This window comes from Streptomyces sp. NPDC059398, assembly GCF_042751845.1.
Lineage (GTDB): Bacteria > Actinomycetota > Actinomycetes > Streptomycetales > Streptomycetaceae > Streptomyces.
The window spans coordinates 47315-70322 of record NZ_JBHYWP010000031.1; the positions used below are offsets into that span (position 1 = coordinate 47315).

Consider the following 23008-nt stretch of genomic DNA (forward strand, 5'->3'; position numbering starts at 1 on the left):
GGGGCGGAGGAGGAACGACGTATGGACAGGGACACCCCGCACACGCGCAGGGGCAGCGACAGCCCGCACACGACGGGGACCGGGGCCGCCCCGGACGGCCACCGGCCGTCCTCCCTCGAAGGGCTGCGGGTCCTCGATCTGGCGACGCTCTTCGCCGGACCGCTGGCCGCGACCCTGCTCGGCGACTTCGGCGCCGAGGTCATCAAGGTCGAGCACCCCCGTAAGCCCGACCCGTCGCGCGGGCACGGTCCCAGCAAGGACGGCGTGGGGCTGTGGTGGAAGCTGCTGGGCAGGAACAAGCGGAACATCACGCTCGACCTCGCGTCGCCGGACGGCCGCGCCGTGCTGCTGCGGCTGGCCGCGGGCGCGGACGTGATCATCGAGAACTTCCGGCCGGGCACCCTGGAGAGGTGGGGCCTGGGCTGGGACGAGCTGTCCGCTGCCAACCCCCGCCTGGTGCTGGCGCGGGTGACCGGGTTCGGCCAGTTCGGTCCGTACGCGCGGCGCCCCGGGTTCGGCACGCTCGCCGAGGCCATGAGCGGTTTCGCCGCCACGACCGGCGAGCCGGAGGGCCCGCCGACGCTGCCCCCCTTCGGCCTGGCCGACTCGGTCGCCGCGCTCTCCACCGCGTACGCCGTGATGGCGGCCCTCGCCGGGCGCGACCGCACCGGGTGCGGCCAGGTGGTGGACATGGCGATCATCGAGCCGATGCTGGCGGTGCTCGGCCCGCAGGCCATCTGGTACGACCAGCTCGGCTACGTACAGCCGCGCACCGGCAACCGGTCGAGCAACAACGCGCCGCGCAACACCTACCGCACCCGCGACGGCAACTGGGTGGCCGTTTCGACGTCCGCGCAGTCCATCGCGGAGCGGGTGATGCGGCTGGTGGGCCGGCCCGAGTTCATCGACCAGCCGTGGTTCGCCTCCGGTGCGCAGCGCGCGCTCCACGCGGACGAGCTGGACGCGGCGGTCGGCGGCTGGATAGCCCGGCACGACCGGGCGGATGTGGTGGCCGCGTTCGAGGAGGCGCAGGCGGCCATCGCGCCCGTCTACGAGATCGGCGATGTGATGGAGGATCCGCAGTACCGGGCCCTGGGCACGTTCGCGGAGGTCCCCGACGAGGAGCTGGGCACCATCAGGATGCAGAACGTCCTCTTCCGGCTCTCCGGGACACCGGGCGCCATCCGCTGGGCGGGGCGCCCGCACGGCGCCGACACCGACGACGTGCTGTCCGCGATCGGACTGGAGCCCGCCGATATCGCGGCCCTGCGGGAGTCGGGCGCGGTCCGGTGAGCGTGTCCGGGGAACTGTCCGCGCGCAGCCCGGTGCGGACCGTGCTGACCTGGCTGTACGTACCGGGCGACCGGCCCGCCGTGGTGGCGAGGGCGCTGGCGGCCGGCGCCGATGTGGTGCTGGTCGACCTGGAGGACGCGGTCGCACCCGACCGCAAGGCGTACGCACGGGACGCCACCGCCGAACTCCTGGCGGATCCGGCGCCCGGCCCCTCGCCGGTCCATGTCCGGATCAACGCCCTGGACGGTCCGCTCGCCGAGGCGGACGTACGGGCCGTCGCGGGACTGCCGGGTCTGGCGGGGCTGCGGCTGCCCAAGGCCGGGGGCGCCGCGGAGGTACGCAGAGTGGCCGGCTGGGCGGCCGACACCCCGGGCGGGGCGGACATCGCGCTCTATCCGATCCTGGAGTCGGCGCTCGGCGTGGAACGTGCCTACGAGATCGCCACGGCCGTCCCCTCGGTGCGCGGGCTGGCTCTCGGTGAGGCGGATCTCCGTGCCGATCTGGGCGTGTCCGACGAGGCGGGTCTCGCCTGGCCGCGCAGCCGTGCGGTGGTCGCGGCGCGAGCGGCGGGGCTGGCCCCGCCCGCCCAGTCGGTGTACGCGGACGTTCGCGATCTGGACGGGCTCGCCGCCTCCTGCGCACGGGGCAGGGCGCTCGGTTTCCTGGGGCGCGCGGCGATCCATCCGAGGCAGCTGCCGGTGATCGAGGCGGCCTATCTGCCCACGGCGGCGGAGATCCTGGCGGCCCGGGAGATCGTGCAGGCCGCGTCCACGGACGAAGGGGCGCTGGCCCTGCCGGACGGCCGCTTCGTGGATGCGGCCGTGGTGGCGGGAGCCCGGCGCACGCTGGATCTCGCGGGGCGGCAGCGGGTCTGAGCGACGGGCCGGTCCTACGGCCGGCTCTGAGCGTACGGGCCCGCTCGGGGGTACGGACACCGGAGCCGCCGACCCCCGCGCGGGCCGGCGGCGGAGGCCGGGACCGGGCCGGTCGGCGGACCCGGGTACGGGGGCAGGCCGGTCAGCGGATCCGGTACCGGCCGGGGCGGTCAGCCCTTGTCGGCCTGCGCTTCCGCCTTGACCCCGTCCCGCTCCGCGCCTGCCCCGGCGGTCGTTTCGGCCGCGACCGGGCTGTCGTCGGCACCGGCACCCGGACCGGCAGAAGCGTCGGTGTCCTGCTCGTTGGTGCTCTTGATCCCGGTGCTCTTGGTCCCGGTGCTGTTGGTCCCGGGGCTCTTGGCCTTGGCAAGCTCGGTCTTGACGGGCTCGGTCTTGACGGGCTCGGTCTTGGTGGTTTCGGCCTTGGTGGTTCCGGCCTTGTCGACCTCGGCTTCGTCGGCATCCTGGACCTTGTCCGCCTCGGCCCGGTCGTCTCCTGCCCCGGCCGTGCCCGCCTCGGACTGGTCTCCGGCGGCCTCGCCCTCCTGCGCGGCAGCCGTCTCCGCCGCGGGCTCGACGAGCTCCTCGCGGCCCGGCCGCAGCTTGGACGAGACGACGAAGTACGTCACCGCCAGCAGGAACATGATGAGCGCGGTCCAGTCGTTGAGCCGCAGCCCCAGGATGTGGTGGGCGTAGTCGACCCGCATGTGCTCGATCCAGCCGCGGCCCACGCAGTACGCGGCGACGTACAGCGCGAACGCACGCCCGTGGCCCAGCCTGAAGCGGCGGTCGGCCCAGATGACGAGGAGGCCGACACCGACGCACCAGAGCGACTCGTAGAGGAAGGTCGGGTGGTACGTACCGGCGATCCTGTCGGGGCCCTCGCTGATCTTCAGCGCCCAGGGCAGATCAGTCGGCCTGCCGTACAGCTCCTGGTTGAACCAGTTGCCCCACCGGCCGATGGCCTGGGCGAAGGCGAGGCCCGGCGCCAGCGTGTCGGCCCACGCCGGGAGCGGGATCCCCCGGCGGCGGCAGCCGATCCAGGCGCCGACCGCGCCGAGGGCGACCGCGCCCCAGATACCGAGGCCGCCCTGCCAGATCTTGAAGGCGTCGACCCAGTCGCGGCCACTGCTGAAGTACAGCTCGTAGTCGGTGATGACGTGGTAGAGCCGCCCGCCGACCAGGCCGAAGGGCACGGCCCACACCGCGATGTCGGCCACGGTGCCCGCGCTGCCGCCCCTGGCGACCCAGCGCTTGTTGCCGTACCAGACGGCGACGAAGACACCGATGATGATGCAGAACGCGTAGCCGCGCAGCGGGATCGGTCCGAGATGGATCACGCCGGTCGACGGACTGGGGATGAAGGCAAGGTTCATGGCACCGCCGACGCTACATCGCCGGGCGGGCCCTCGGACCACCCGCCCGGCAACGTATGCGTAACAAGGACCCTTCCCGGCGGGACCGGGATCAGGATCGGGATCAGGACGCGGGCGCCGGGGAAACCGTGCCCGCCTTCTTGCCCTGGTTGGCCTCGGTCACCCACTTCTTCAGATTGGCGGGCGAGATCTGCTCGTTCCCCTTCTTGGGGAAGACCGACGAGCCGTTCAGCTCGACGGTCGGCGTGCCGCTGAAGCCGCCCTTCTGGAAGGCCGCGTTCGACCGCTTCACCCAGCTGTCGTGCTTCCCGCCGTTCACACAGGAGGTGAAGGCGGCCGTCTTCAGCCCCTTGACCTTCCCGGCCAGCTCGATCAGCTTGCTGTTCTGCGCATAGGGGTCCTGGGTCTCCTCGGGCTGGTTCTCGTAGAGCACGTCGTGGTAGGCGGGGAACTTCCGCTCGTCCTGTGCGCAGGCGGCCGCGTTGGCCGCGCGCAGCGAGCCCGTGCCGCCCATGTTGGCGTCGATGAGCGTCGCGAGGTGGTACTCGACCTTGAGCTGCCCGGACTTCTCCAGCTCATGGACCGTGCTGCGGAAGCCGTTCTCGAACTGGCCGCAGGCCGGGCAGCGGAAGTCCTCCCAGACAGTGAGCGTGGACGGTGCGTCGCTCGCGCCCACCGGGATCGCCAGGCTGTCCTTCCCCATCGCTCCGCTCGGCACGGTGAGGGGGCTGTTCGCCGTGGAACCACCGCCGTCCTTGCCCGCGTTGGCCGCGACGACTCCGATCACCGCGGCCAGTGCCAGCACCCCCACCACGGAGCCGCCGACGATCATTCCCCGCTTGCGCCGGTCACGGGCCTTCTGCTTCTCGCGCTCTTCGACGAGCCGCTCTCGGGCGGCCCTCTTCGCGTCTCGGTTCTTCTCGCTCACACCCGCAGCAACGAACCGGGGAGGCACCAGCGTGCCTCCCCGGTCCCACTTCCACCCGTACGAGCGACGGCGTCAGCTTCGGCGTACGCCCTTGGCCAGATCGCCCGCCAGTTCACGGACGCCTTCCAGGCCCGCGGCGGCGTCCTCCGCGTCGAGCATCCGCTTGACGAACGCGGATCCGACGATCACTCCATCGGCGAACCCGGCGACCTCGGCGGCCTGTTCGGCGTTGGAGACCCCGAGCCCCACGCACACCGGCAGTTCGGTGGTGGCGCGGGTGCGCCGTACCAGCTCCTGGGCCTGCTCGCCCACGGAGTTCCTGGTGCCGGTGACCCCCATCAGCGAGGCCGCGTACACAAAGCCCGATCCGGCGGCGGTGATCGTCGCAAGACGTTCGTCCCTGCTGCTCGGCGCGACGACGAAGACGGTCGCCAGACCGTGCTTCTCCGCGTGCTCACGCCAGAGCGCGGACTCCTGGACCGGCAGGTCGGGCAGGATGCACCCGGCGCCGCCCGCCTCGGCCAGCTCGGCGGTGAACCGCTCGACGCCGTACCGGTCGATCGGGTTCCAGTACGTCATGACGAGGATGGGCGCGCCCGTGGCCTCGTATCCCTCACGCACCGTGCGCAGTACGTCGGCGATCTTCACGCCGCCCTTGAGCGCGATGTCGTCGGCGGTCTGGATGACCGGTCCGTCGAGGACCGGGTCGCTGTGCGGCAGCCCCACCTCGACGATGTCGGCGCCGCCTTCGACCACGGCCTTCACCGCCGCGATCCCGCCGTCCACCGTGGGGAATCCGGCCGGGAGGTAGGCGATGAGCGCCGCCCGGTCCTCCGTCTTCGCCCCGGCCAGGACCGAACTCAGCAGGGCCGTGTTGCCGCCGTGCCCGCCGTTTGCGCTGGTTCCGCTGGTTCCGCTCACTTGGCCGCCACCTCCGCGTCCGCGCTGTACAGCCCGAAGTAACGGGCAGCCGTGTCCATGTCCTTGTCGCCGCGGCCGGACAGGTTGACCACGATCAGCCCGTCCTCGCCCAGCTCCTTGCCGAGATCCAGCGCACCGGCCAGCGCGTGCGCGGACTCGATGGCCGGGATGATGCCCTCGGTGCGCGACAGCAGCCGCAGCGCCTGCATGGCCTCGTCGTCGGTCACCGCGCGGTACTCGCCCCGCCCGGCGTCCTTCAGATAGGCGTGCTCGGGGCCGATGCCGGGGTAGTCGAGCCCGGCGGAGATCGAGTAGGGCTCGGTGATCTGGCCCTCCTCGTCCTGGAGTACGTACGAGCGGGAGCCGTGCAGGATCCCCGGCTCACCGGCGGAGAGCGTGGCCGCGTGCTCGCCGGTCGCGATGCCGTGCCCGGCGGGCTCGAAGCCGACCAGACGCACCGAGGTGTCCGGGATGAACGCGTGGAAGAGCCCGATGGCGTTCGAGCCGCCGCCGACACACGCGGCGACGGCGTCCGGGAGCCGGCCGGCGCGCTCCAGGATCTGCCGCCGCGCCTCGACGCCGATCACCCGGTGGAAGTCGCGGACCATCGCCGGGAAGGGGTGCGGCCCGGCGACCGTGCCGAAGAGGTAGTGGGTGCGGTCCACATTGGCGACCCAGTCGCGGAACGCCTCATTGATGGCGTCCTTGAGGGTGCGGCTGCCGGACTTCACGGCGACGACCTCGGCGCCGAGCATCCGCATCCTGGCGACGTTGAGCGCCTGGCGCTCGGTGTCGATCTCGCCCATGTAGACGGTGCATTCGAGGCCGAACAGGGCGCAGGCGGTCGCCGTGGCGACGCCGTGCTGACCGGCGCCGGTCTCCGCGATGACGCGGGTCTTGCCCATGCGCTTGGTGAGCAGCGCCTGGCCGAGCACGTTGTTGATCTTGTGCGATCCGGTGTGGTTGAGGTCCTCGCGCTTGAGGAACACCCGTGCGCCACCGGCGTGCTGGGCGAACCGCGGCACCTCGGTGAGGGCGCTCGGCCGGCCGGTGTAGTCGACCATGAGGTCGTTCAGCTCGGCCGCGAAGGCCGGATCGGCCTTCGCCTTGTCGTACTCGACGGCGACCTCGTCCACCGCGGCGACGAGCGCCTCGGGGATGAACTTGCCGCCGAAGTCACCGAAGTAACCCTCGGCGCTGGGGATCCGGCCGTCCGGATCCGGGATGAAGAACTCTGAAGACATGCGTGATCTCCGCAGGTACGTAAGTACAGCACGTGAGTAGTGGTACGCAGGAGTGAAGCGTATGGCTGAGCTGCTGCTCAGCGACGCCATCGCATGCCGTTGATCTGACCGGGTTCGGAACCGATGTGGTACCGCACCCGCCGTCCCCGCGCGCGCCGTGCGGGCGCACGGCAGCCGCGGGGGCGGCACCCGCGCGCGAGAACGGCTATGACCACGGGAGCCTCAGTCCCGTCCGTGCCGCAGGGCCGGGTGGGCTCCGGCGGCGACCAGGTCGGCGACGGCACCCTTCGGGTCGCGGCCGGTGACCAGGGACTCCCCGACCAGCACGGCGTCGGCGCCCTCGTTGGCGTAGGCGATCAGGTCGTGCGGGCCGCGGACACCGGACTCGGCGACCCGGACGATGTGCGAGGGGATCTCGGGTGCGACGCGCTCGAACGTACCGCGGTCGACCTTGAGGTCCTTGAGGTTACGGGCGTTGACTCCGATGATCCGGGCGCCGGCGGCGGCCGCCCGCTCGGCCTCGTCCTCGTCGTGCACCTCGACCAGCGGGGTGAGCCCGATGGACTCGGCGCGCTCGATCAGCGAGACCAGCGCCTCCTGTTCGAGCGCGGCGACGATCAGGAGCACCAGGTCGGCTCCGTACGCCCGTGCCTCCCAGAGCTGGTACGCGGTGACGATGAAGTCCTTGCGCAGGACCGGGATGTCGACCTTGGCGCGGACAGCCTCCAGGTCGGCCAGCGAGCCGCCGAAACGGCGCTGCTCGGTCAGGACGGAGATGACGGAGGCGCCGCCCGCCTCGTAGTCGGCGGCGAGCGCGGCGGGGTCGGCGATGGCGGCCAGCGCGCCCTTCGACGGGCTGGAGCGCTTGACCTCGCAGATGACCTTGACGCTGTCTCCGCGCAGGGCCGCGACACCGTCCTTGGCCTGGGGTGCCTTCGCGGCGCGGTCCTTGAGCTCGTCGAGGCTGACGCTCGCCTGCCGCTCCGCGAGGTCGGCGCGTACGCCTTCGATGATCTCGTCGAGCACACTCACGCGAGCGGCCCCCTTCCGGGACGTGTGGATGGTTCAGGATCAGCCATGCCGATGTTATCCGTAGAAGACCCCGGGCCCCGCATCCGGCCCGCGGGAGTCCAGTGCGTGGACGTCCCCGTGGACGCTTCCGCGGACGCTCACGGGGCCAGGAACGCCCCGAAGGGAAGGTTCCGCAGCACGCTGAAGACCAGCACGACCGCGCCGATTCCCCACCAGAGTGCCGGGCGGAGTGTGACCCGCGCGGGCCGTCCCTGTACGGCGCGAACCAGCCATACGGCCATCACCACGGCGAAGACTCCGTACCCGGCGACCGCGAGCGCGTTGTCACCGAGGGCCGCCGCGAAGTCGCCGTGCGCGACGGCGTGGGCGCTGCGCAGACCGCCGCAGCCGGGGCAGTAGACGCCGGTGATCGCGTAGAGCGGGCAGACCGGGTAGTGGCCGGGGTGGTTGGGGTCGACGGCGCCGACATAGGTGAAGGCGGCGGCGACCGCGGCCAGTGTGCCGAGCGGCACGAGGAGCCGGCGCAGCAGCGGCTCGGGGGCCGGTGGCACCAGCGGCTCCGGGGCGAGGGGCGAGGGGTGACCGGCGGCCGGGCCCCACGCCTGCGGCGGGGCCGGGGCGCGGAGTGCGGCAGGGGCTGCGTTGGGGTCCACGCGGTGATTCTCCCTGTTCCTGCGGGAAGGCGCAGCTCATACGGGAAAGGGCGCGGCCCGGACGACCGGACCGCGCCCCCACAGGACGGTGCTCGTGGAGCGGAGCCTCAGTGCACCTGCGCCTGGGCGGCGCGGGCGCGGGCCTGGATGCTGGCCTCGGACTCCTTCGGCATGCCGAGCCCCGCGGCCTTCATACCGAGCCCGACGATGCCACCGATGACCACGACGACGAGTCCGGCGACGAACCCGACCGGGCTGGCCATCACCATGAAGGCGCCCGATACGCAGAACCCGATGAAGGCGATGATGACGCCGGTCCAGGCGGCCGGGGTGTGTCCGTGGCTGCTGCCCGCCATGAGTTGCTCCTCGTTGCTGTGTGTCCAGGCCCTGTACCCGGCGTGTGTTCCGCGGCCGCCCGGCCCAGTCGTGGTGGGCCGGGCGCCGGAAGCTCAGACCCATTGTCGCGCACCGCGGCTCCGGGGGTTGAGCTGGGGGGTGAGCTGTCCGTCACGCTTCCCGGGTGGGGTCCTCGCCTCGGTCGAGCGCCTTCCAGATCTCCTCGGGCCGCTCCGGGTCCGGCGCCCGGCGCGGGCGGCGCGGACGGGGGGTGCCGTCGCGCTCGTACCGGCTGGACATCGCGGGCCACTGTCTGCCGTAGCGGAGTGCGAGCAGCCCCGCGCAGAGGATCAGCAGGCTGCCGAAGGCGGCCACGTACGGCCAGGCGGTGTGGGAGAGCGCCTCGATGGTGGTGGCGGTGTTCCCTGCGGTGGTGGCGGCCTTCTCGTCCAGTGCTGAGCTGTCGCTCGCCCCGGCGAAGGCCGCCACGGCGGCGCCGGCCCCGCAGAGCGCGAGCAGCGCGGAGACGAGGAGACGGCCCGCGCTGCGTACCGCGAACACGGCGACGAGGGCGGCCAGACCGACGATCGCGAGGGCCGTGGGCACCCCGGTGACATCGCCGCCGTCGGCCGTGAGCGGCAGTGCGCCGCCGCCGACCGGTGCGTTGCCCCGGGCCCAGGTCTGCCCGGAGGCGAGGAGGACGACGGCAGCGCCGACTGCGCCGAGTATCAGGGCGGTGGCAAGACTGCGGCGGCTGCCCGGGGAGGGTGCGGCCGGTCCTGCTTCGGATCGGGGCGGGGGTACGGCACTCACGCCTCCACTATCCCCTATGCCCCGAAGGGCCGGTGAGGCGGTTGGCCGAACCGACGGCGCGGAGCACGGCCGCCGCCTTGTTGCGGCACTCGTTGTCCTCGGAGACCGGGTCGGAGTCGGCGACCACGCCCGCCCCGGCCTGCACATAGGCGGTGCCGTCGCGCAGCAGCGCCGTACGGATGGCGATGGCGGTGTCCGAGTCGCCCGCGAAGTCCAGATAGCCGACGCAGCCGCCGTAGAGCCCGCGGCGGGTCGGCTCCAGCTCGTCGATGATCTGCAGCGCACGGGGCTTGGGGGCGCCGGAGAGGGTGCCGGCGGGGAAGCAGGAGGTGAGGACGTCGAAGGCGGTGCGTCCCTCGGCGACCCGGCCGGTCACGGTGGAGACGATGTGCATCACGTGCGAGTACTTCTCGACCGACATGAAGTCGACGACCTCGACGGAGCCCGGCTCGCAGACCCGCCCGAGGTCGTTGCGGCCGAGGTCGACCAGCATCAGGTGCTCCGCGCGCTCCTTCGGGTCGGCGAGCAGCTCGTCGGCGAGGTCCTGGTCCTCGCGCGGGGTGGCGCCGCGGTGCCGGGTCCCGGCGATCGGGTGCACCAGGGCGCGGCCGTCCTCGACCTTGACCAGGGCCTCGGGACTGGAGCCGACGACGTCGAAGCCGTCGAAGCGGAAGAGGTACATGTACGGCGAGGGGTTGGTGGCGCGCAGCACCCGGTAGACGTCCAGGGCGCTCGCCGTGCAGGCCGTCTCGAAGCGCTGGGAGGGGACCACCTGGAAGGCCTCACCGGCCCGGATGCGCTCCTTGATGTCCTCGACGACGTTCTGGTAGTCGGTGCCGCCCCAGAGCGCGGTGTACTCGGGCAGCTCGGACGCGGGGAGTACGGCGGGGGCGGTCCCGGCGGGGCGCGCGAGGTCGGCCTCCATGGCGTCGAGCCGGGCGATGGCGTCCGCGTACGCCTCGTCGACGCCGGTGTCGAGGTCGTTGTGGTTGATCGCGTTGGCGATCAGCATGACGGTGCCAGCCCAGTGGTCGAGCACGGCGAGGTCCGAGGTGAGCAGCATGGTCAGCTCGGGCAGTTTCAGGTCGTCGCGCTCGCCGGGTCCGACCTTCTCCAGCCTGCGCACGATGTCGTAGCCGAGGTAGCCGACCATGCCGCCGGTGAAGGGCGGCAGGCCGCCCGCCAGGTCGCGCGGGGTGTGCAGCGCCTCGACCGTGGCGCGCAATGCCTGCAGCGGGTCGCCGTCGACCGGGACGCCGACCGGCGGGGCGCCCTCCCAGTGGGTGGCGCCGTCGCGCTCGGTGAGAGTGGCGGCGGACCGTACTCCGATGAAGGAGTAGCGGGACCAGGTGCGCCCGTTCTCGGCGGACTCCAGGAGGAAGGTGCCGGTGCGCTCGGCGGCGAGCTTCCGGTAGAGACCCACCGGGGTGTCTCCGTCGGCGAGCAGGGTGCGGCTCACGGGGATGACACGGCGGTCGGCGGCGAGCTTGCGGAAGGTCTCCAGGTCCATGGCGGAAGCTTAGACCGGCCGGGGAACGCGGCGGATGGCCGCCGGATCAGCCCAGCAGGACGTCGGCGTCGAAGCAGGTCCGCTCGCCTGTGTGGCAGGCGGCGCCGACCTGGTCCACCTTCACCAGCAGCGTGTCGGCGTCGCAGTCGAGTGCGACCGACTTGACGTGCTGTACGTGCCCGGAGGTGTCGCCCTTGACCCAGTACTCCCGGCGGCTGCGCGACCAGTAGGTGCAGCGTCCTGTGGTGAGGGTGCGGTGCAGGGCCTCGTCGTCCATCCAGCCGAGCATCAGTACCTCGCCCGTGTCGTACTGCTGGGCGATGGCGGGCACCAGCCCGTCCGCCGAGCGCTTGAGGCGGGCGGCGATCGCGGGATCGAGACTGCTGGACTGCGGCGTGCCGGGCGTGCGGGTCATGGCTCCATTGTGCCGCCCCCGCGGCCCCGGGCGGGCCGCCGTCCACTGGGCGGAACGGCGCGTGCGGTCGTACGCTGGCGGTCATGTCGACCCATGCCAAGCGCGAACGACTTCTCCTCGCCGACCTGTTGGAGGCGGCGGGTCCCGGCGCCCCGACGCTCTGCGAGGGCTGGAGGACAAAGGATCTCGCCGCCCATGTGGTGGTACGCGAACGGCGGCTCGACGCGGCGGGCGGCATCATGATCGGCGCGCTCAAGGGGCGCCTCGACCGGGTGCAGGGCGAATTCACCGCGAAGCCGTACGAGGAGCTGATCCAGCTGATCCGTACGGGGCCGCCCAAGTTCTCGCCGTACTCGCTCAAGCAGGTGGACGAGGGTGCCAACGCGGTCGAGTTCTTCGTGCACGCCGAGGACGTCCGGCGGGCCCAGCCCGACTGGTCGCCCCGTGAGGTGGACCCGGTCTTCGCCGAGGCGCTGTGGCGGCGGCTGGAGAAGGGCGCCAGGCTGATGGGGCGCCGGGCGCCGGTGGGGCTCGTGCTGCGGCGCCCGGACGGCCAGACCGTGGTCGCGCACCGGGGCACGCCGGTGGTGACCGTCACCGGGGAGCCGGACGAGCTGACGATGTTCGCCTTCGGCCGCCAGGACGCGGCGAGGGTGGAGGTCGACGGGGACGCGGAGGCGGCGGCCAGGGCGATCGAGGCCAGACTCGGCATGTGAGAGACGGCCGCCCCCGTTTGAGGAGGGGCGGCCGTACGGCTCTACCTGACCGGGTGTCCGGCCTGTCGCAGCTCGTCCTTGACCTGGGAGATCCGCAGGTCGCCGAAGTGGAAGACCGATGCGGCGAGCACCGCGTCGGCGCCCGCCCCGACGGCCGGGGGGAAGTGTCCCAGGGCGCCCGCGCCGCCGCTCGCGATGACCGGCACGGTGACCCGGGCGCGTACCGCGGCGATCATCTCGGTGTCGTAGCCGTCCTTGGTGCCGTCGGCGTCCATGGAGTTGAGCAGGATCTCGCCCGCCCCGAGACCGGCCGCCCGGTGCGCCCACTCGACGGCGTCGATACCCGTGCCCCGGCGCCCGCCGTGCGTGGTGACCTCGAAGGTGCCGGCGGCGGTCCGGCGCGCGTCGACCGAGAGGACGAGCACCTGACGGCCGAAGCGCTCGGCGATCTCGCTGATCAGCTCGGGGCGGGCGATGGCCGCGGTGTTCACCCCGACCTTGTCGGCGCCCGCGCGCAGCAGCTTGTCGACATCCTCGGTGGTGCGGACGCCGCCGCCGACCGTGAGCGGGATGAAGACCTGCTCGGCGGTGCGGCGCACCACGTCGTAGGTCGTCTCGCGGTTGCCGGACGACGCGGTGATGTCGAGGAAGGTCAGCTCGTCGGCGCCCTCGGCGTCATAGAGCCTGGCCATCTCGACGGGGTCGCCCGCGTCCCGGAGGTTCTGGAAGTTGACGCCCTTGACGACGCGGCCGTTGTCCACGTCCAGGCAGGGAATGACCCGTACGGCCAGTGTCATGCGCGCGCTCCCCGGTATGCCTCCACCTCGACCTCGACGACCAGGCTGGGGTCGATGAAACCGGAGACGATGATCATGGACGCGGCGGGGCGCACCGCGCCGAACAGTTCCTTGTGGGCCCGGCCGACCTCGTCCACGTCGCGGGCGTGTGTGACGTACATCCGGGTGCGGACCACGTCCCCGGCGCCGAGCCCGAGCTCCTTGAGCGCGTCGACGGCGACACCGAAGGCGGTGACGGCCTGTTCGTACGGGCCGCCCTCCGCGATCCGGCCGCCGGTCACCGAGGTGCAGCCGGAGACCAGGACGAGGCCGTTGGGCAGCTCCACCGCGCGGGAGTAGCCGATGGACTCCTCCCACGGCCCGCCGGACGAGATACGGCGTACGCCGTCGCCCGTGGCGCCGTCGCTCATGCCGCCGCCACCGTTTCGAGCGCCTCTTCCAGGGTGAACGCCCTGGCGTAGAGCGCCTTGCCGACGATCGCGCCCTCCACGCCCGAGGGGACGAGCGAGGAGATGGCCCGCAGGTCGTCGAGCGAGGAGACACCGCCGGATGCGACGACCGGCTTGTCGGTGGCCGCGCAGACGTTCTTCAGGAGCTCCAGGTTGGGGCCCTGGAGGGTGCCGTCCTTGGCGATGTCGGTGACGACGTAGCGGGCGCAGCCCTCGGAGTCGAGGCGGGCGAGCGTCTCGTAGAGGTCGCCGCCGTCCCGGGTCCAGCCGCGGCCGCGCAGGGTCGTGCCGCGTACGTCGAGGCCGACCGCGATCTGGTCGCCGTGCTCGGCGATGATCTTCGCGACCCACTCGGGGGTCTCCAGGGCCGCGGTGCCGAGGTTGACCCGGGTGCAGCCGGTGGCGAGCGCGGCGGCCAGTGAGGCGTCGTCGCGGATGCCGCCGGAGAGTTCGACCTTGATGTCCATCGCCGAGGTGACCTCGGAGATCAGCTTCCGGTTGTCGCCGGTGCCGAAGGCCGCGTCGAGATCGACCAGATGCAGCCATTCCGCACCCGCCCGCTGCCAGGCGAGTGCGGCTTCCAGCGGGGAGCCGTAGGAGGTCTCGGAGCCGGACTCACCGTGGACGAGGCGGACCGCCTGGCCGTCCCGGACGTCGACGGCGGGGAGGAGTTCGAGCTTCTTCTGCAAGGCGGACATCAGAGGGTTCCGATCCAGTTGGTCAGCAGCTGGGCGCCGGCGTCGCCGGACTTCTCGGGGTGGAACTGGGTGGCCGTCAGGGCGCCGTTCTCGACGGCCGCCACGAAGCGTTCGCCGTGGGTGGCCCAAGTGACGCGCGGGGCGCGGATGTTGGCGTTGGTGACTTCGAGCGACCAGTCGTGCGCCGCGTAGGAGTGCACGAAGTAGAAGCGCGCTCCGGCGTCGAGCCCGGCGAAGAGCTCGGTGTCCGCCGGGGCCTCCACGGTGTTCCACCCCATGTGCGGGACGACGTCGGCCTTGAGCGGGCCGACCGTGCCGGGCCACTCGTCGAGGCCCTCGGTCTCCACGCCGTGCTCGATGCCGCGCTCGAAGAGGATCTGCATCCCGACGCAGATCCCCATGACGGGCCGGCCACCGGCCAGGCGGCGGCCGACGATCCAGTCGCCGCGCGCCTCCTTCAGCCCCTTCATACAGGCGGAGAAGGCGCCGACGCCCGGGACGAGCAGCCCTTCGGCGTTCATGGCGCGGTCGAAGTCACGGGTGATCTCGACCTCCGCGCCGGCGTGCGCGAGGGCGCGCTCGGCGGAACGGACGTTGCCGAAGCCGTAGTCGAAGACCACGGCCTTCTTCCGGGCGGTCATGTCCAGATCCCCTGGATGCGCATCACACCCGCCGCCAGGCACATCACGGCCCCGATGGAGAGCAGCACGATGAGGCCCGCGGGCATCTTCTGCTTGACGAAGGAGTAGACACCGCCGGCCAGGAAGAGGCCGACGACGATGAGGATGGTGTTGAGGCCAGTCATGCTTACAGGGCGCCCTTGGTCGAAGGAAGAATGCCCGCTGCGCGCGGGTCGTGCTCGGACGCGTAACGCAGCGCGCGGGCCAGGGCCTTGAACTGGCACTCCACGATGTGGTGGGCGTTGCGCCCGTACGGTACGTGGACGTGCAGCGCGATCTGCGCCTGCGCGACGAAGGACTCCAGGATGTGCCGGGTCATCGTCGTGTCGTAGCTGCCGATCATCGGCGCCATGTTCTCCGGCTCGGTGTGCACCAGGTAGGGGCGGCCCGAGAGGTCGACGGTGACCTGGGCGAGCGATTCGTCCAGCGGCACCGTGCAGTTGCCGAACCGGTAGATGCCCACCTTGTCGCCGAGCGCCTGCTTGAAGGCGGCGCCGATCGCGAGGGCGGTGTCCTCGATGGTGTGGTGCGAGTCGATGTGCAGGTCGCCGTCGGTCTTGACGGTGAGGTCGAAGAGGCCGTGACGGCCCAGCTGGTCGAGCATGTGGTCGTAGAAGCCGACGCCTGTCGACACATCGACCTTGCCCGTGCCGTCGAGATCGATCTCGACCACGACCGAGGTCTCCTTGGTGGTGCGTTCCACCCGTCCGATGCGGCCCACGCGAGTCATGCGGTGATCTCCTTGTGCAGTGCGCGTGCCGCTTCGAGGAACGCGTCGTTCTCGGCCGGAGTGCCCACGGAGACCCGCAGCCATCCGGGGACCCCGTTGTCCCTGACCAGGACCCCGTGGCCGAGGATCGCCCGCCAGGCGGCCGGGGCGTCCTGGAAGCGGCCGAACTGGATGAAGTTGGCGTCGGACTCCGTCACGTCGTATCCGATGGAGCGCAGCTCGCCGACGAGCCTGTCGCGCTCGGCCTTCAGCTGCTCGACGTACCGCAACAGGGTATCCGTGTGCTCCAGGGCGGCGAGCGCGGTGGCCTGGGTGACGGAGGACAGGTGGTACGGCAGCCGTACGAGCTGGACGGCGTCGACCACAGCCGGGTCGGCCGCGAGGTAGCCGAGGCGCAGCCCGGCCGCGCCGAACGCCTTGGACATGGTCCGGGAGAGGACCAGGTGGGGCCGGTCCTCGATCAGCGGGAGCAGCGAGGGCGCGTGGCTGAACTCGCCGTACGCCTCGTCCACCACGACCATCGAGGGGCCCGCCGCCTGCGCGGCCTCGTACAGCGCGAGGACGGTGGCGGTGTCGACGGCGGTGCCGGTGGGGTTGTTGGGCGAGGTGATGAAGACGACGTCGGGGCGGTTCTCGGCGATGGCGCGCTCGGCCGCGGCGACGTCGATGGTGAAGTCCTCGTTGCGCGGTCCGGAGATCCAGCCGGTGCCGGTGCCGCGTGCGATGAGGGCGTGCATCGAGTACGAGGGCTCGAAGCCGATCGCGGTGCGGCCGGGGCCGCCGAAGGTCTGGAGCAGCTGCTGGATGACCTCGTTCGAGCCGTTCGCCGCCCAGACGTTGACCGCATCGACCGGGTGCCCGGCCGTCCTGGTGAGGTAGCGGGCCAGCTCGGTGCGGAGCTCGGTGGCCTCGCGGTCGGGGTAGCGGTTGAGGGTGCGGGCCGCGTCGCGGACGCGCTCGGCGATCCGGTCGACCAGCTCCTCGGGCAGCGGGTACGGGTTCTCGTTGGTGTTCAGCCGTACGGGGACGTCCAGTTGGGGCGCCCCGTAGGGCGACTGGCCGCGCAGTTCCTCGCGTACGGGCAGATCGTCGATGCCGGTCATGCGGTGGGCACCTGCCATCCGAACCTCGCCTTGAGGGCGGCGCCGTGTGCGGGCAGGTCCTCGGCCTCGGCGAGCGCCACCACGTGGTGGGTGACATCGGCGAGCGCGTCCCGGGTGTAGTCGACGATGTGGATGCCGCGCAGGAACGACTGGACCGAGAGGCCGGACGAGTGGCAGGCGCAGCCGCCGGTGGGCAGGACGTGGTTGGAGCCCGCGCAGTAGTCACCGAGGGAGACCGGGGCCCAGGGGCCGACGAAGACGGCTCCGGCGTTGCGGACCCGGGCGGCGACGGCGGCTGCGTCGGCGGTCTGGATCTCCAGGTGCTCGGCTCCGTACGCGTCCACGACCTTCAGGCCGTCGTCCACCGAGTCGACCAGGACGATCGCGGACTGCTTGCCCTCCAGGGCAGGGACGATCCGGTCGGTGACGTGTTTGGTGGCCGCGACCTGCGGGGCCAGCTCCTTCTCGACCGCGTCGGCGAGCTCGGCCGAGTCGGTGACGAGGACGGCGGCGGCCATCGGGTCGTGCTCGGCCTGGCTGATCAGGTCGGCGGCGACATGGGCGGGGTCGGCGGTGGCGTCGGCGAGTACGGCGATCTCGGTCGGGCCCGCCTCGGCGTCGATGCCGATCCGGCCGGTGAAGTACCGCTTGGCCGCGGCGACCCAGATGTTTCCGGGGCCCGTGACCATGTTGGCCGGGGGGCAGGACTCGGTGCCGTACGCGAACATCGCGACGGCGGTGGCGCCACCGGCCGCGTACACCTCGTCGATGCCGAGCAGCGCGCAGGCGGCCAGGATCGTCGGGTGGGGCAGACCGCCGAACTCCTTCTGCGCCGGGGAGGCGAGGGCGATCGACTCGACGCCTGCCTCCTGCGCGGGCACCACGTTCATGACCACGGACGAGGGGTAGACGGAGCGTCCGCCCGGCGCGTACAGCCCGACACGCTCGACCGGTACCCACTTCTCGGTCACCTTGCCGCCGGGGACGACCTGCGTGGTGTGCTCGGCGCGCCGCTGGGCCCGGTGGACCAGCCTGGCGCGCCTGACCGACTCCTCCAGGGCCGCCCGGACCGCCGGGTCGAGCCGGTCCAGGGCATCGGCCAGGGCCTCGGCGGGCACCCGCACCCGGTCCAGCCGCACCCCGTCGAACTTCTCCGCGTACTCGATCAGCGCCGCGTCGCCACGATGGTGCACGTCCTCGCAGATCGGCCGCACCTTTTCCAGGGCGGCCTGTACATCGAAGTCGGCACGGGGCAGCAGGTCGCGCAGGTCGCCGCCCTCGGGGAGGGCGTCGCCGCGCAGATCGATTCGGGAGATCATGCCCCCAATTCTCTCAGACCGGCCGCGGCCTCCGGTCGCCCGTATCAGTGGCTGATACACAACTGGCCCCCTCGCGGTGACCGCTAGCGTTCACTCCATCACTCGTGGGCAGGGAGGGGCGGCAGTGACAGAGGCGCAGCACGACGAGCATGCGCCCGACTGGCTGACCGGCGCCGAGCTGGGCATGTGGGAGGCCTTCCGCAACGGCAGTACGTACGATCTGCGCACCCGCAACCCGGTCATGGACAACCCGCTCTCGGCACGGACCTGGGGCCCGGAGCGCACGGTCCGGGCGCGTGTGGTGGCCCTGCTGCTGCTCAGTGGTCCGCCCGCGCTGGCCGGGCGCGTCTCCTCGCTCAAACTGACCGGGGTGCAGATCACCGGCGCGCTGGATCTCGCGGGCGGCACGGTCACTCCGTACGTGGAGTTGACCGGCTGCCGGTTCGAGGACGAGGTGCTGCTTCCCGAGTGCCGGGTCACCACGGTCCGGATGGTCGGCTGCGCGATGCCGCGTCTGGAGGCGGCCCGGCTGCACAGTGAGGGCGATCTGCATCTGCCGCGCTGCCGGGTGGCGGGCGGCATCCGGCTGACCGACGCACAGATCGGCACGGATCTGCTGATCAACATGATCGTGGTGCACCCGGACCGCAAGGGCCGCTCGATCGCGGCGGACGGGCTGTACGTGGCGCAGGACCTGCAGGCCGAGATGATCGAGTCGCACGGCGAGGTGAGTCTGCGCTCGGCGCGGATCGGCGTTTCGCTGAGCTTCAACGGCAGTCGGCTGCTGAACCCGGACGGGCGGCGGGCGCTCAACGCCCCGCAGCTCTCCGTGGAGCGCACTCTCTATCTCTCGGCGGCGGGGGTGGCTCCGGACGGCGGGGGCACCACCCCTCCGTACGGCACGGGGCCGACTCCGCCGTACGGGACGAGACTTCAGCCGTTCGAGTGCGTCGGCGGGATACGGCTGGACGACGGGCGGTTCGGGGACGCGCTCGACCTGCGGAGTGCGAAGTTCCGTATGCACAGCGACCAGGAGCTCTCGCTGCGCCGTATCCAGACGCCCGAACTGCGCTTCCTCGGGGACCGCCCCGAGCAGGGCCGGGTGGTGCTGTCCGGCGCCAAGGTGGTCAACCTGGTCGACATGTCGACCAGCTGGCCGGGTCCCGGCGGTCTGGCGATGGGCGGTTTCAGCTACGAGAACCTCATCCCGGTCGGCCACTTCCCGCTGGAGCAGCGCCTTGAGTGGGTGACGGCGGCGACCCCGGAATACGCGCCGGAGCCGTACGAGCGGCTGGCCTCGGTGCTCCGCAACAGCGGTGAGGACGCCGACGCGCGCGAGGTGCTGCTGGCGAAGCAGCGCCGGCGCCGCGAGACGCTGCCGCTGGCCGCCAAGGTGTGGGGCTACCTCCAGGACTGGACGGTGGCGTACGGCTACCGGCCGGGGCGGGCCGCGCTCTGGATGGCGGTGCTCTGGGCGGCGGGCACGGTCGCGTTCTCGCGGTACGACCCGAAGCCGATCAGCCCGGACGGCCATCCGCAGTGGAACGCGGCGCTCTACGCACTGGACCTGCTGATCCCGGTGGTCAACCTCGGCCAGGACGGCTACTGGAAGCTGTCCGGCGGCTGGCAGTGGACGGCGGCGGCGCTGATCGTGCTCGGCTGGATCCTGGCCACGACGGTCGCGACGGGGGCGACGCGGCTGCTGCGCCGCAGCTGAGGGGGCGGGCCTGGCGGGCGGCGGGGCGGGCCTGGCGGGCGGAGCGCGCGTCGGGCGGACAGGGCGCGCGGACGGCAGGGCGGGCGCCTGGCGGAGCTGACGGGGCTGGCGGAGCTGACGGGACGGACGGGGCGGCCGTGGCCGAAGAGCCCGGCGGGGCGGACGCGGCTGCCGGGACGTGTGCGGACCGCCGCTTTGCCGCCGCTGCTCTTTACCTCTCCTTGACCACTCCGCGTACAACCATCAGCCCGATACGAAAGCTTCACGTCCTCCCCCTGGCGCCGTCCTCACCTGCGGTTTTCAATGGTCCGCACCATGTCCCTCATCACGGCCCTGCCCTCCCTCCGCGCCATTCCCCTGCGTTCGCTGCGCTCCCTGACCGGCACGGCGCGCCGTCTGCCGCCCCGGCCCGCCGCAGTGCCGGACGGGCCCCACGACGAAGAGGTGCTGCTGGACGTCCCCGACGCCCGGCTGGCGCCCGTGCTCGTCGCGGCGGCCGACGGGGACCACGGACCGGCGGCGGCCCTGCTGGCCGCCACCCGTACGACGGCCGGATGGGAGGACCGCGACCGCTACCTCACCCGGCTCGCCGCCTTCGCACTCGGCAGGGACGCCTGGCTCTCCGGCTGGCTCGCCGCCTCGCCGCGCGACCCCGACGCCCTGCTCCTCGCCGCCGCCCTCGCGGTCCTCAGGGCCTGGGGCTCCCCCGCCCGCGCCGAACTGCTGAGGGAGGTCGGCCCGCTGATCGACGCGGCGGCCGCCGGTGACCCCAGGGACCCGGTGCCGTGGCGCCTCGCGCTGGACCACGCCCGCGGTGTGCACGCCGGGCACACCACGTTCGAGACCCTCTGGGAACAGGCGCTGCGCCGCTCCCCCTGGCACTACGGCTGCCATGTGGCCGCGCTGCGCTATCTGTCCGCACAGTGGCACGGCTCGCACCGCGAGTGCTTCGACTTCGCGGAGCAGGCGGCCGACGAGGCACCGCCCGGAGCACTGGTGCGGGCCCTGCCGGTACGAGCGGCCTTCGCCTTCATCGCCGGGGGCGGGCGCCCCGATGCGGCCCCCGGGCGTATCGACGCGGCGGCGGACCGCGCCATCGCCCTGTCCGCCGGTCACGGGCCGGGCGAGCCGCTGCTGGCGGAGATCAGGAACGTGCTCGTGTACGTGCTGGCCCACCGGGAGAGGTGGGCCGACGCGCTGGAGCAGTTCCGGCTGATCGGCCCGGATGTGACCTCGTTCCCGTGGGCCCGGCTGAGTGACGATCCGCTGGGCCGGTTCCTCGAACTGCGCGGCGCCGTACGCGTACTGGCAGCCCCCGACGGCGGGCGGCGCGACAGAACGGGGCGCGCCCGCGGCCGCGGCCATTACGCTTGACCGCTGTGACCACCGCGCGCCTCCCTCTCTTCCCGCTGAACTCGGTGCTGTTCCCGGGCCTCGTGCTGCCTCTGAACATCTTCGAGGAGCGTTATCGCGCCATGATGCGCGACCTGCTGAAGGTGGACGACGAGGCCGAGCCCCGGCGCTTCGCCGTCGTCGCCATCCGCGACGGTTCGGAAGTGGCGCCGACGCTGCCGGGGCTGCCCGGCGGCGCCGCGCTGCCCGAGCCGGGCCCGGCCGCCGGTTTCGGCGACGACCCGGCCACCGCCCTGCACTCCATCGGCTGCATCGCGGACGCGGCGACGATCCGGGAGCGGGACAACGGCAGTTTCGAGGTGCTCGCCACCGGCACGGCGCGGGTGCGGATCGGTGCGCTGGACGCGACAGGCCCGTACCTCACCGCCGAGGTCGAGGAGCTGCCCGAGGAGGCGGGGGACGACGCGGGCGCCCTCGCCGAGGGTGTGCTGCGCGCCTTCCGCTCGTATCAGAAGCGGCTGGCCGGGGCGCGGGAACGCTCGCTCACCACCGGTGCCGAGCTGCCCGATGAGCCCTCCGTGGTCTCGTACCTGGTCGCGGCGGCGGCCGTGCTCGACGTACCGGCCAAGCAGCGGCTGCTCGAAGCGCCGGACATCGCGGCCCGGCTGCGCGAGGAGCTGAAGCTGCTGCGCTCGGAGACCGCGGTGATCCGGCATCTGCCGTCGCTGCCCGCGACGGATCTGACCCGGGCCCCCACCCACCTCAACTGACCCTGCGGCCGGCTGCCCGGCCCCGACCGGACCCGAGGAGCGCCCGCGTGGCGAAGAAGGCGAAGAAGCAGCAGTCGGGCGGCACTCCCGCCACGGCGGCCCTGGCCGCAGCCGGGACGGCGTACACGCTGCACACCTACGCACACGACCCGGCGGCCGCCTCCTACGGCGGGGAGGCCGCCGAGGCGCTCGGTGTCACCCCCGACCGGGTCTTCAAGACGCTGGTGGCCGATGTGGACGGCGAACTCACGGTGGCCGTCGTCCCGGTCGCGGGCACTCTGGATCTCAAGGCCCTGGCCGCGGCGGTGGGCGGCAAGCGCGCCACGATGGCGGACCCGGCGGCGGCCGAACGCACCACGGGGTACGTCCTGGGCGGTATCTCCCCACTGGGCCAGCGCAAACGCCTGCGCACGGTGCTGGACGCGTCGGCCTCGGCGCACGGCACGATCTGTGTGTCGGCCGGGCGCAGAGGGCTGGAGGTCGAGCTGTCCCCGGCCGATCTGACGGCGCTCACCGGGGCGCTGCTGGCCACGGTGGGACGGGCCCAGTAGATCGCGGAAGCTTTCGGGGCCGCTCCGGCAGGAGGCCCACGACGTGACGGCCCCGGACCGTCGGGGCGGCTGCTACGGCTTCTGGTCCGGCCACTCCGGAGCGTCCCCGTACGCCTGCGGGAACGGCGGAGCGGGCAGGGGCTGCGGAGCCCACACCGGCTCGGGGTCCCGGGGCCCGAACACCGCGGTCACCCCCAGATGCACGATCATCGCCGCCACCGGCCACGCGAGCAGCGCGCCCTTGGCGGCCAGTTTCAGCGGTGCGTCGAAGGTGACGCCCTTGCCCGCGTGCTTGGCCGCCGCGACCACGTCCTGCGACGGGCCGAGCCAGATCCCGACCCGCCAGGCCAGCAGCGAACCGAGCAGCCCGCCGACCGCGAGGGCGAGGACCAGCGGTACACCGCCGCGCTTGCGGAAGAGGAAGACCGCGGCGGCGCTCACCACGCCGAAAGCAAGCCCGAGCAGCGCGAACGTACCGTCCCCGCCGATCGCCTGCTCGCCCTCGGAGTCCTTGAGGTAGACCGCCTTGCCGTCGGAGATCAGCGGAACACGCGGCGCGAGCCACATCCAGAGCACGCCCAGCAGGACGCCCGCCACCGCCACCAGGAGCGCGACGACGGCCGCCTGCACCAGCTCGGTGCGGAGTCCCGGCCCCGGGGGGGGGGGCGGCCCCCCGCGGGCCCCCCCCCGGGCGCGGGGCGTCGCCGACCGCAGCGACCACGGGCGGGG

26 protein-coding genes and 1 pseudogene are annotated in these 23008 nt (G+C 72.5%); 7 read left to right on the forward strand and 20 right to left on the reverse strand.

Annotated elements, in window-relative coordinates; all coding sequences use genetic code 11:
• The first annotated feature begins 21 nt into the window (after nt 1-21).
• Nucleotides 22-1293, forward strand: a complete 1272-nt coding sequence (locus ACFXBC_RS14190) for a CaiB/BaiF CoA transferase family protein (protein ID WP_385023234.1) — start codon at nt 22-24, stop codon at nt 1291-1293.
• The gene (locus tag ACFXBC_RS14195) at nt 1290-2168 is read left to right on the forward strand and encodes an HpcH/HpaI aldolase/citrate lyase family protein (protein ID WP_385023236.1); all 879 of its coding nucleotides are present in this window, start codon (nt 1290-1292) and stop codon (nt 2166-2168) included. Before ACFXBC_RS14190 ends, ACFXBC_RS14195 begins: the two co-directional genes overlap by 4 nt.
• Nucleotides 2169-2587: 419 nt before the next feature.
• Here ACFXBC_RS14195 and lgt read toward each other — a convergent pair.
• The 11 genes and pseudogenes from lgt to hisI all read right to left on the reverse strand — a co-directional run.
• Nucleotides 2588-3544 (reverse strand): annotated as a pseudogene (lgt, locus tag ACFXBC_RS14200) (prolipoprotein diacylglyceryl transferase); the annotation flags it as partial.
• A 103-nt stretch (nt 3545-3647) separates the two neighbouring features.
• Nucleotides 3648-4472 carry a DsbA family protein gene (locus ACFXBC_RS14205; protein WP_385023238.1) on the reverse strand — a complete coding sequence of 275 codons (825 nt, stop codon included), beginning with the start codon at nt 4470-4472 and terminating at the stop codon, nt 3648-3650.
• A gap of 72 nt (nt 4473-4544) precedes the next feature.
• Nucleotides 4545-5393, reverse strand: a complete 849-nt coding sequence (gene trpA / locus ACFXBC_RS14210) for a tryptophan synthase subunit alpha (protein WP_385023240.1) — start codon at nt 5391-5393, stop codon at nt 4545-4547.
• The gene (trpB, locus tag ACFXBC_RS14215; protein ID WP_385023242.1) at nt 5390-6637 is read right to left on the reverse strand and encodes a tryptophan synthase subunit beta; all 1248 of its coding nucleotides are present in this window, start codon (nt 6635-6637) and stop codon (nt 5390-5392) included. Before trpB ends, trpA begins: the two co-directional genes overlap by 4 nt.
• 77 nt (nt 6638-6714) lie before the next feature.
• The gene (gene trpM, locus ACFXBC_RS14220) at nt 6715-6846 is read right to left on the reverse strand and encodes a tryptophan biosynthesis modulator TrpM (protein ID WP_385023279.1); all 132 of its coding nucleotides are present in this window, start codon (nt 6844-6846) and stop codon (nt 6715-6717) included.
• A 13-nt stretch (nt 6847-6859) separates the two neighbouring features.
• A complete protein-coding gene (gene trpC / locus ACFXBC_RS14225) occupies nt 6860-7669 on the reverse strand; it encodes an indole-3-glycerol phosphate synthase TrpC (protein WP_385023244.1) in 810 nt (269 codons plus the stop codon).
• Nucleotides 7670-7806: 137 nt separating this feature from the next.
• The gene (locus ACFXBC_RS14230) at nt 7807-8322 is read right to left on the reverse strand and encodes a DUF2752 domain-containing protein (RefSeq protein WP_385023246.1); all 516 of its coding nucleotides are present in this window, start codon (nt 8320-8322) and stop codon (nt 7807-7809) included.
• 107 nt (nt 8323-8429) lie between these two features.
• Complete coding sequence (locus ACFXBC_RS14235) at nt 8430-8678, reverse strand: HGxxPAAW family protein (protein ID WP_385023247.1); 249 nt, start codon at nt 8676-8678, stop codon at nt 8430-8432.
• A gap of 151 nt (nt 8679-8829) precedes the next feature.
• The gene (locus ACFXBC_RS14240; protein WP_385023249.1) at nt 8830-9471 is read right to left on the reverse strand and encodes a TIGR02234 family membrane protein; all 642 of its coding nucleotides are present in this window, start codon (nt 9469-9471) and stop codon (nt 8830-8832) included.
• A 7-nt stretch (nt 9472-9478) separates the two neighbouring features.
• A complete protein-coding gene (locus ACFXBC_RS14245) occupies nt 9479-10981 on the reverse strand; it encodes an anthranilate synthase component I (RefSeq protein WP_385023251.1) in 1503 nt (500 codons plus the stop codon).
• A 46-nt stretch (nt 10982-11027) separates the two neighbouring features.
• Nucleotides 11028-11396: a phosphoribosyl-AMP cyclohydrolase gene (gene hisI / locus ACFXBC_RS14250; protein ID WP_385023253.1), complete on the reverse strand. Its 369-nt coding sequence runs from the start codon at nt 11394-11396 to the stop codon at nt 11028-11030.
• Nucleotides 11397-11479: 83 nt separating this feature from the next.
• On the opposite strand from hisI, the gene ACFXBC_RS14255 reads away from it, so the two are divergent.
• Nucleotides 11480-12112, forward strand: a complete 633-nt coding sequence (locus ACFXBC_RS14255) for a TIGR03085 family metal-binding protein (RefSeq protein ID WP_385023255.1) — start codon at nt 11480-11482, stop codon at nt 12110-12112.
• A gap of 41 nt (nt 12113-12153) precedes the next feature.
• On the opposite strand, the gene hisF is transcribed toward ACFXBC_RS14255, so the two are convergent.
• From hisF to hisD, 8 genes are read right to left on the reverse strand one after another with little or no spacing between them, the layout of a single operon-like run.
• Entirely contained in the window at nt 12154-12909 is a 756-nt protein-coding gene (hisF, locus tag ACFXBC_RS14260; RefSeq protein WP_385023257.1) for an imidazole glycerol phosphate synthase subunit HisF, read from the reverse strand.
• On the reverse strand, nt 12906-13319 hold the full coding sequence (locus tag ACFXBC_RS14265; RefSeq protein ID WP_385023259.1) for a RidA family protein: 414 nt from the start codon (nt 13317-13319) through the stop codon (nt 12906-12908). Before ACFXBC_RS14265 ends, hisF begins: the two co-directional genes overlap by 4 nt.
• Nucleotides 13316-14056 (reverse strand): bifunctional 1-(5-phosphoribosyl)-5-((5-phosphoribosylamino)methylideneamino)imidazole-4-carboxamide isomerase/phosphoribosylanthranilate isomerase PriA, encoded by a 741-nt coding sequence (gene priA, locus ACFXBC_RS14270; protein ID WP_385023261.1) that lies wholly within the window; start codon nt 14054-14056, stop codon nt 13316-13318. Before priA ends, ACFXBC_RS14265 begins: the two co-directional genes overlap by 4 nt.
• On the reverse strand, nt 14056-14697 hold the full coding sequence (gene hisH / locus ACFXBC_RS14275) for an imidazole glycerol phosphate synthase subunit HisH (protein WP_385023263.1): 642 nt from the start codon (nt 14695-14697) through the stop codon (nt 14056-14058). The genes priA and hisH overlap by 1 nt, the downstream gene beginning before the upstream one ends.
• A complete protein-coding gene (locus tag ACFXBC_RS14280; protein WP_385023265.1) occupies nt 14694-14861 on the reverse strand; it encodes a hypothetical protein in 168 nt (55 codons plus the stop codon). Before ACFXBC_RS14280 ends, hisH begins: the two co-directional genes overlap by 4 nt.
• A 2-nt stretch (nt 14862-14863) precedes the next feature.
• Nucleotides 14864-15457, reverse strand: a complete 594-nt coding sequence (gene hisB, locus ACFXBC_RS14285) for an imidazoleglycerol-phosphate dehydratase HisB (RefSeq protein ID WP_385023281.1) — start codon at nt 15455-15457, stop codon at nt 14864-14866.
• Between the two features lie 5 nt (nt 15458-15462).
• Entirely contained in the window at nt 15463-16569 is a 1107-nt protein-coding gene (locus ACFXBC_RS14290) for a histidinol-phosphate transaminase (protein WP_385023267.1), read from the reverse strand.
• Nucleotides 16566-17888 (reverse strand): histidinol dehydrogenase, encoded by a 1323-nt coding sequence (gene hisD / locus ACFXBC_RS14295; RefSeq protein ID WP_385023269.1) that lies wholly within the window; start codon nt 17886-17888, stop codon nt 16566-16568. Before hisD ends, ACFXBC_RS14290 begins: the two co-directional genes overlap by 4 nt.
• A 124-nt stretch (nt 17889-18012) precedes the next feature.
• Between hisD and ACFXBC_RS14300 the strand changes: the two genes are divergently transcribed.
• From ACFXBC_RS14300 to ybaK, 4 genes are all read left to right on the forward strand, one after another.
• Nucleotides 18013-19605 carry an oxidoreductase gene (locus ACFXBC_RS14300; protein WP_385023271.1) on the forward strand — a complete coding sequence of 531 codons (1593 nt, stop codon included), beginning with the start codon at nt 18013-18015 and terminating at the stop codon, nt 19603-19605.
• Between the two features lie 315 nt (nt 19606-19920).
• Nucleotides 19921-20979 carry a hypothetical protein gene (locus tag ACFXBC_RS14305; protein WP_385023273.1) on the forward strand — a complete coding sequence of 353 codons (1059 nt, stop codon included), beginning with the start codon at nt 19921-19923 and terminating at the stop codon, nt 20977-20979.
• A gap of 5 nt (nt 20980-20984) precedes the next feature.
• On the forward strand, nt 20985-21728 hold the full coding sequence (locus tag ACFXBC_RS14310) for an LON peptidase substrate-binding domain-containing protein (protein ID WP_385023275.1): 744 nt from the start codon (nt 20985-20987) through the stop codon (nt 21726-21728).
• Between the two features lie 47 nt (nt 21729-21775).
• Nucleotides 21776-22279 carry a Cys-tRNA(Pro) deacylase gene (gene ybaK, locus ACFXBC_RS14315; RefSeq protein WP_385023277.1) on the forward strand — a complete coding sequence of 168 codons (504 nt, stop codon included), beginning with the start codon at nt 21776-21778 and terminating at the stop codon, nt 22277-22279.
• 72 nt (nt 22280-22351) lie between these two features.
• On the opposite strand, the gene ACFXBC_RS14320 is transcribed toward ybaK, so the two are convergent.
• Nucleotides 22352-22993, reverse strand: coding sequence for a hypothetical protein (locus ACFXBC_RS14320; RefSeq protein ID WP_385023283.1), 642 nt, complete (start codon nt 22991-22993; stop codon nt 22352-22354).
• Nucleotides 22994-23008: the final 15 nt, after the last annotated feature.

Excerpts from the sequence above, each read along its gene's own strand:
- ACFXBC_RS14190 (WP_385023234.1), top strand. The coding sequence starts at position 22 with ATGGACAGGGACACCCCGCACACGCGCAGGGGCAGCGACAGCCCGCAC.
- trpB (WP_385023242.1), bottom strand. The coding sequence starts at position 6,637 with ATGTCTTCAGAGTTCTTCATCCCGGATCCGGACGGCCGGATCCCCAGC.
- ACFXBC_RS14235 (WP_385023247.1), bottom strand. The coding sequence starts at position 8,678 with ATGGCGGGCAGCAGCCACGGACACACCCCGGCCGCCTGGACCGGCGTC.
- ACFXBC_RS14245 (WP_385023251.1), bottom strand. The coding sequence starts at position 10,981 with ATGGACCTGGAGACCTTCCGCAAGCTCGCCGCCGACCGCCGTGTCATC.
- hisI (WP_385023253.1), bottom strand. The coding sequence starts at position 11,396 with ATGACCCGCACGCCCGGCACGCCGCAGTCCAGCAGTCTCGATCCCGCG.
- ACFXBC_RS14255 (WP_385023255.1), top strand. The coding sequence starts at position 11,480 with ATGTCGACCCATGCCAAGCGCGAACGACTTCTCCTCGCCGACCTGTTG.
- hisF (WP_385023257.1), bottom strand. The coding sequence starts at position 12,909 with ATGACACTGGCCGTACGGGTCATTCCCTGCCTGGACGTGGACAACGGC.
- ACFXBC_RS14265 (WP_385023259.1), bottom strand. The coding sequence starts at position 13,319 with ATGAGCGACGGCGCCACGGGCGACGGCGTACGCCGTATCTCGTCCGGC.
- priA (WP_385023261.1), bottom strand. The coding sequence starts at position 14,056 with ATGTCCGCCTTGCAGAAGAAGCTCGAACTCCTCCCCGCCGTCGACGTC.
- hisH (WP_385023263.1), bottom strand. The coding sequence starts at position 14,697 with ATGACCGCCCGGAAGAAGGCCGTGGTCTTCGACTACGGCTTCGGCAAC.
- ACFXBC_RS14280 (WP_385023265.1), bottom strand. The coding sequence starts at position 14,861 with ATGACTGGCCTCAACACCATCCTCATCGTCGTCGGCCTCTTCCTGGCC.
- ACFXBC_RS14290 (WP_385023267.1), bottom strand. The coding sequence starts at position 16,569 with ATGACCGGCATCGACGATCTGCCCGTACGCGAGGAACTGCGCGGCCAG.
- hisD (WP_385023269.1), bottom strand. The coding sequence starts at position 17,888 with ATGATCTCCCGAATCGATCTGCGCGGCGACGCCCTCCCCGAGGGCGGC.
- ACFXBC_RS14305 (WP_385023273.1), top strand. The coding sequence starts at position 19,921 with ATGTCCCTCATCACGGCCCTGCCCTCCCTCCGCGCCATTCCCCTGCGT.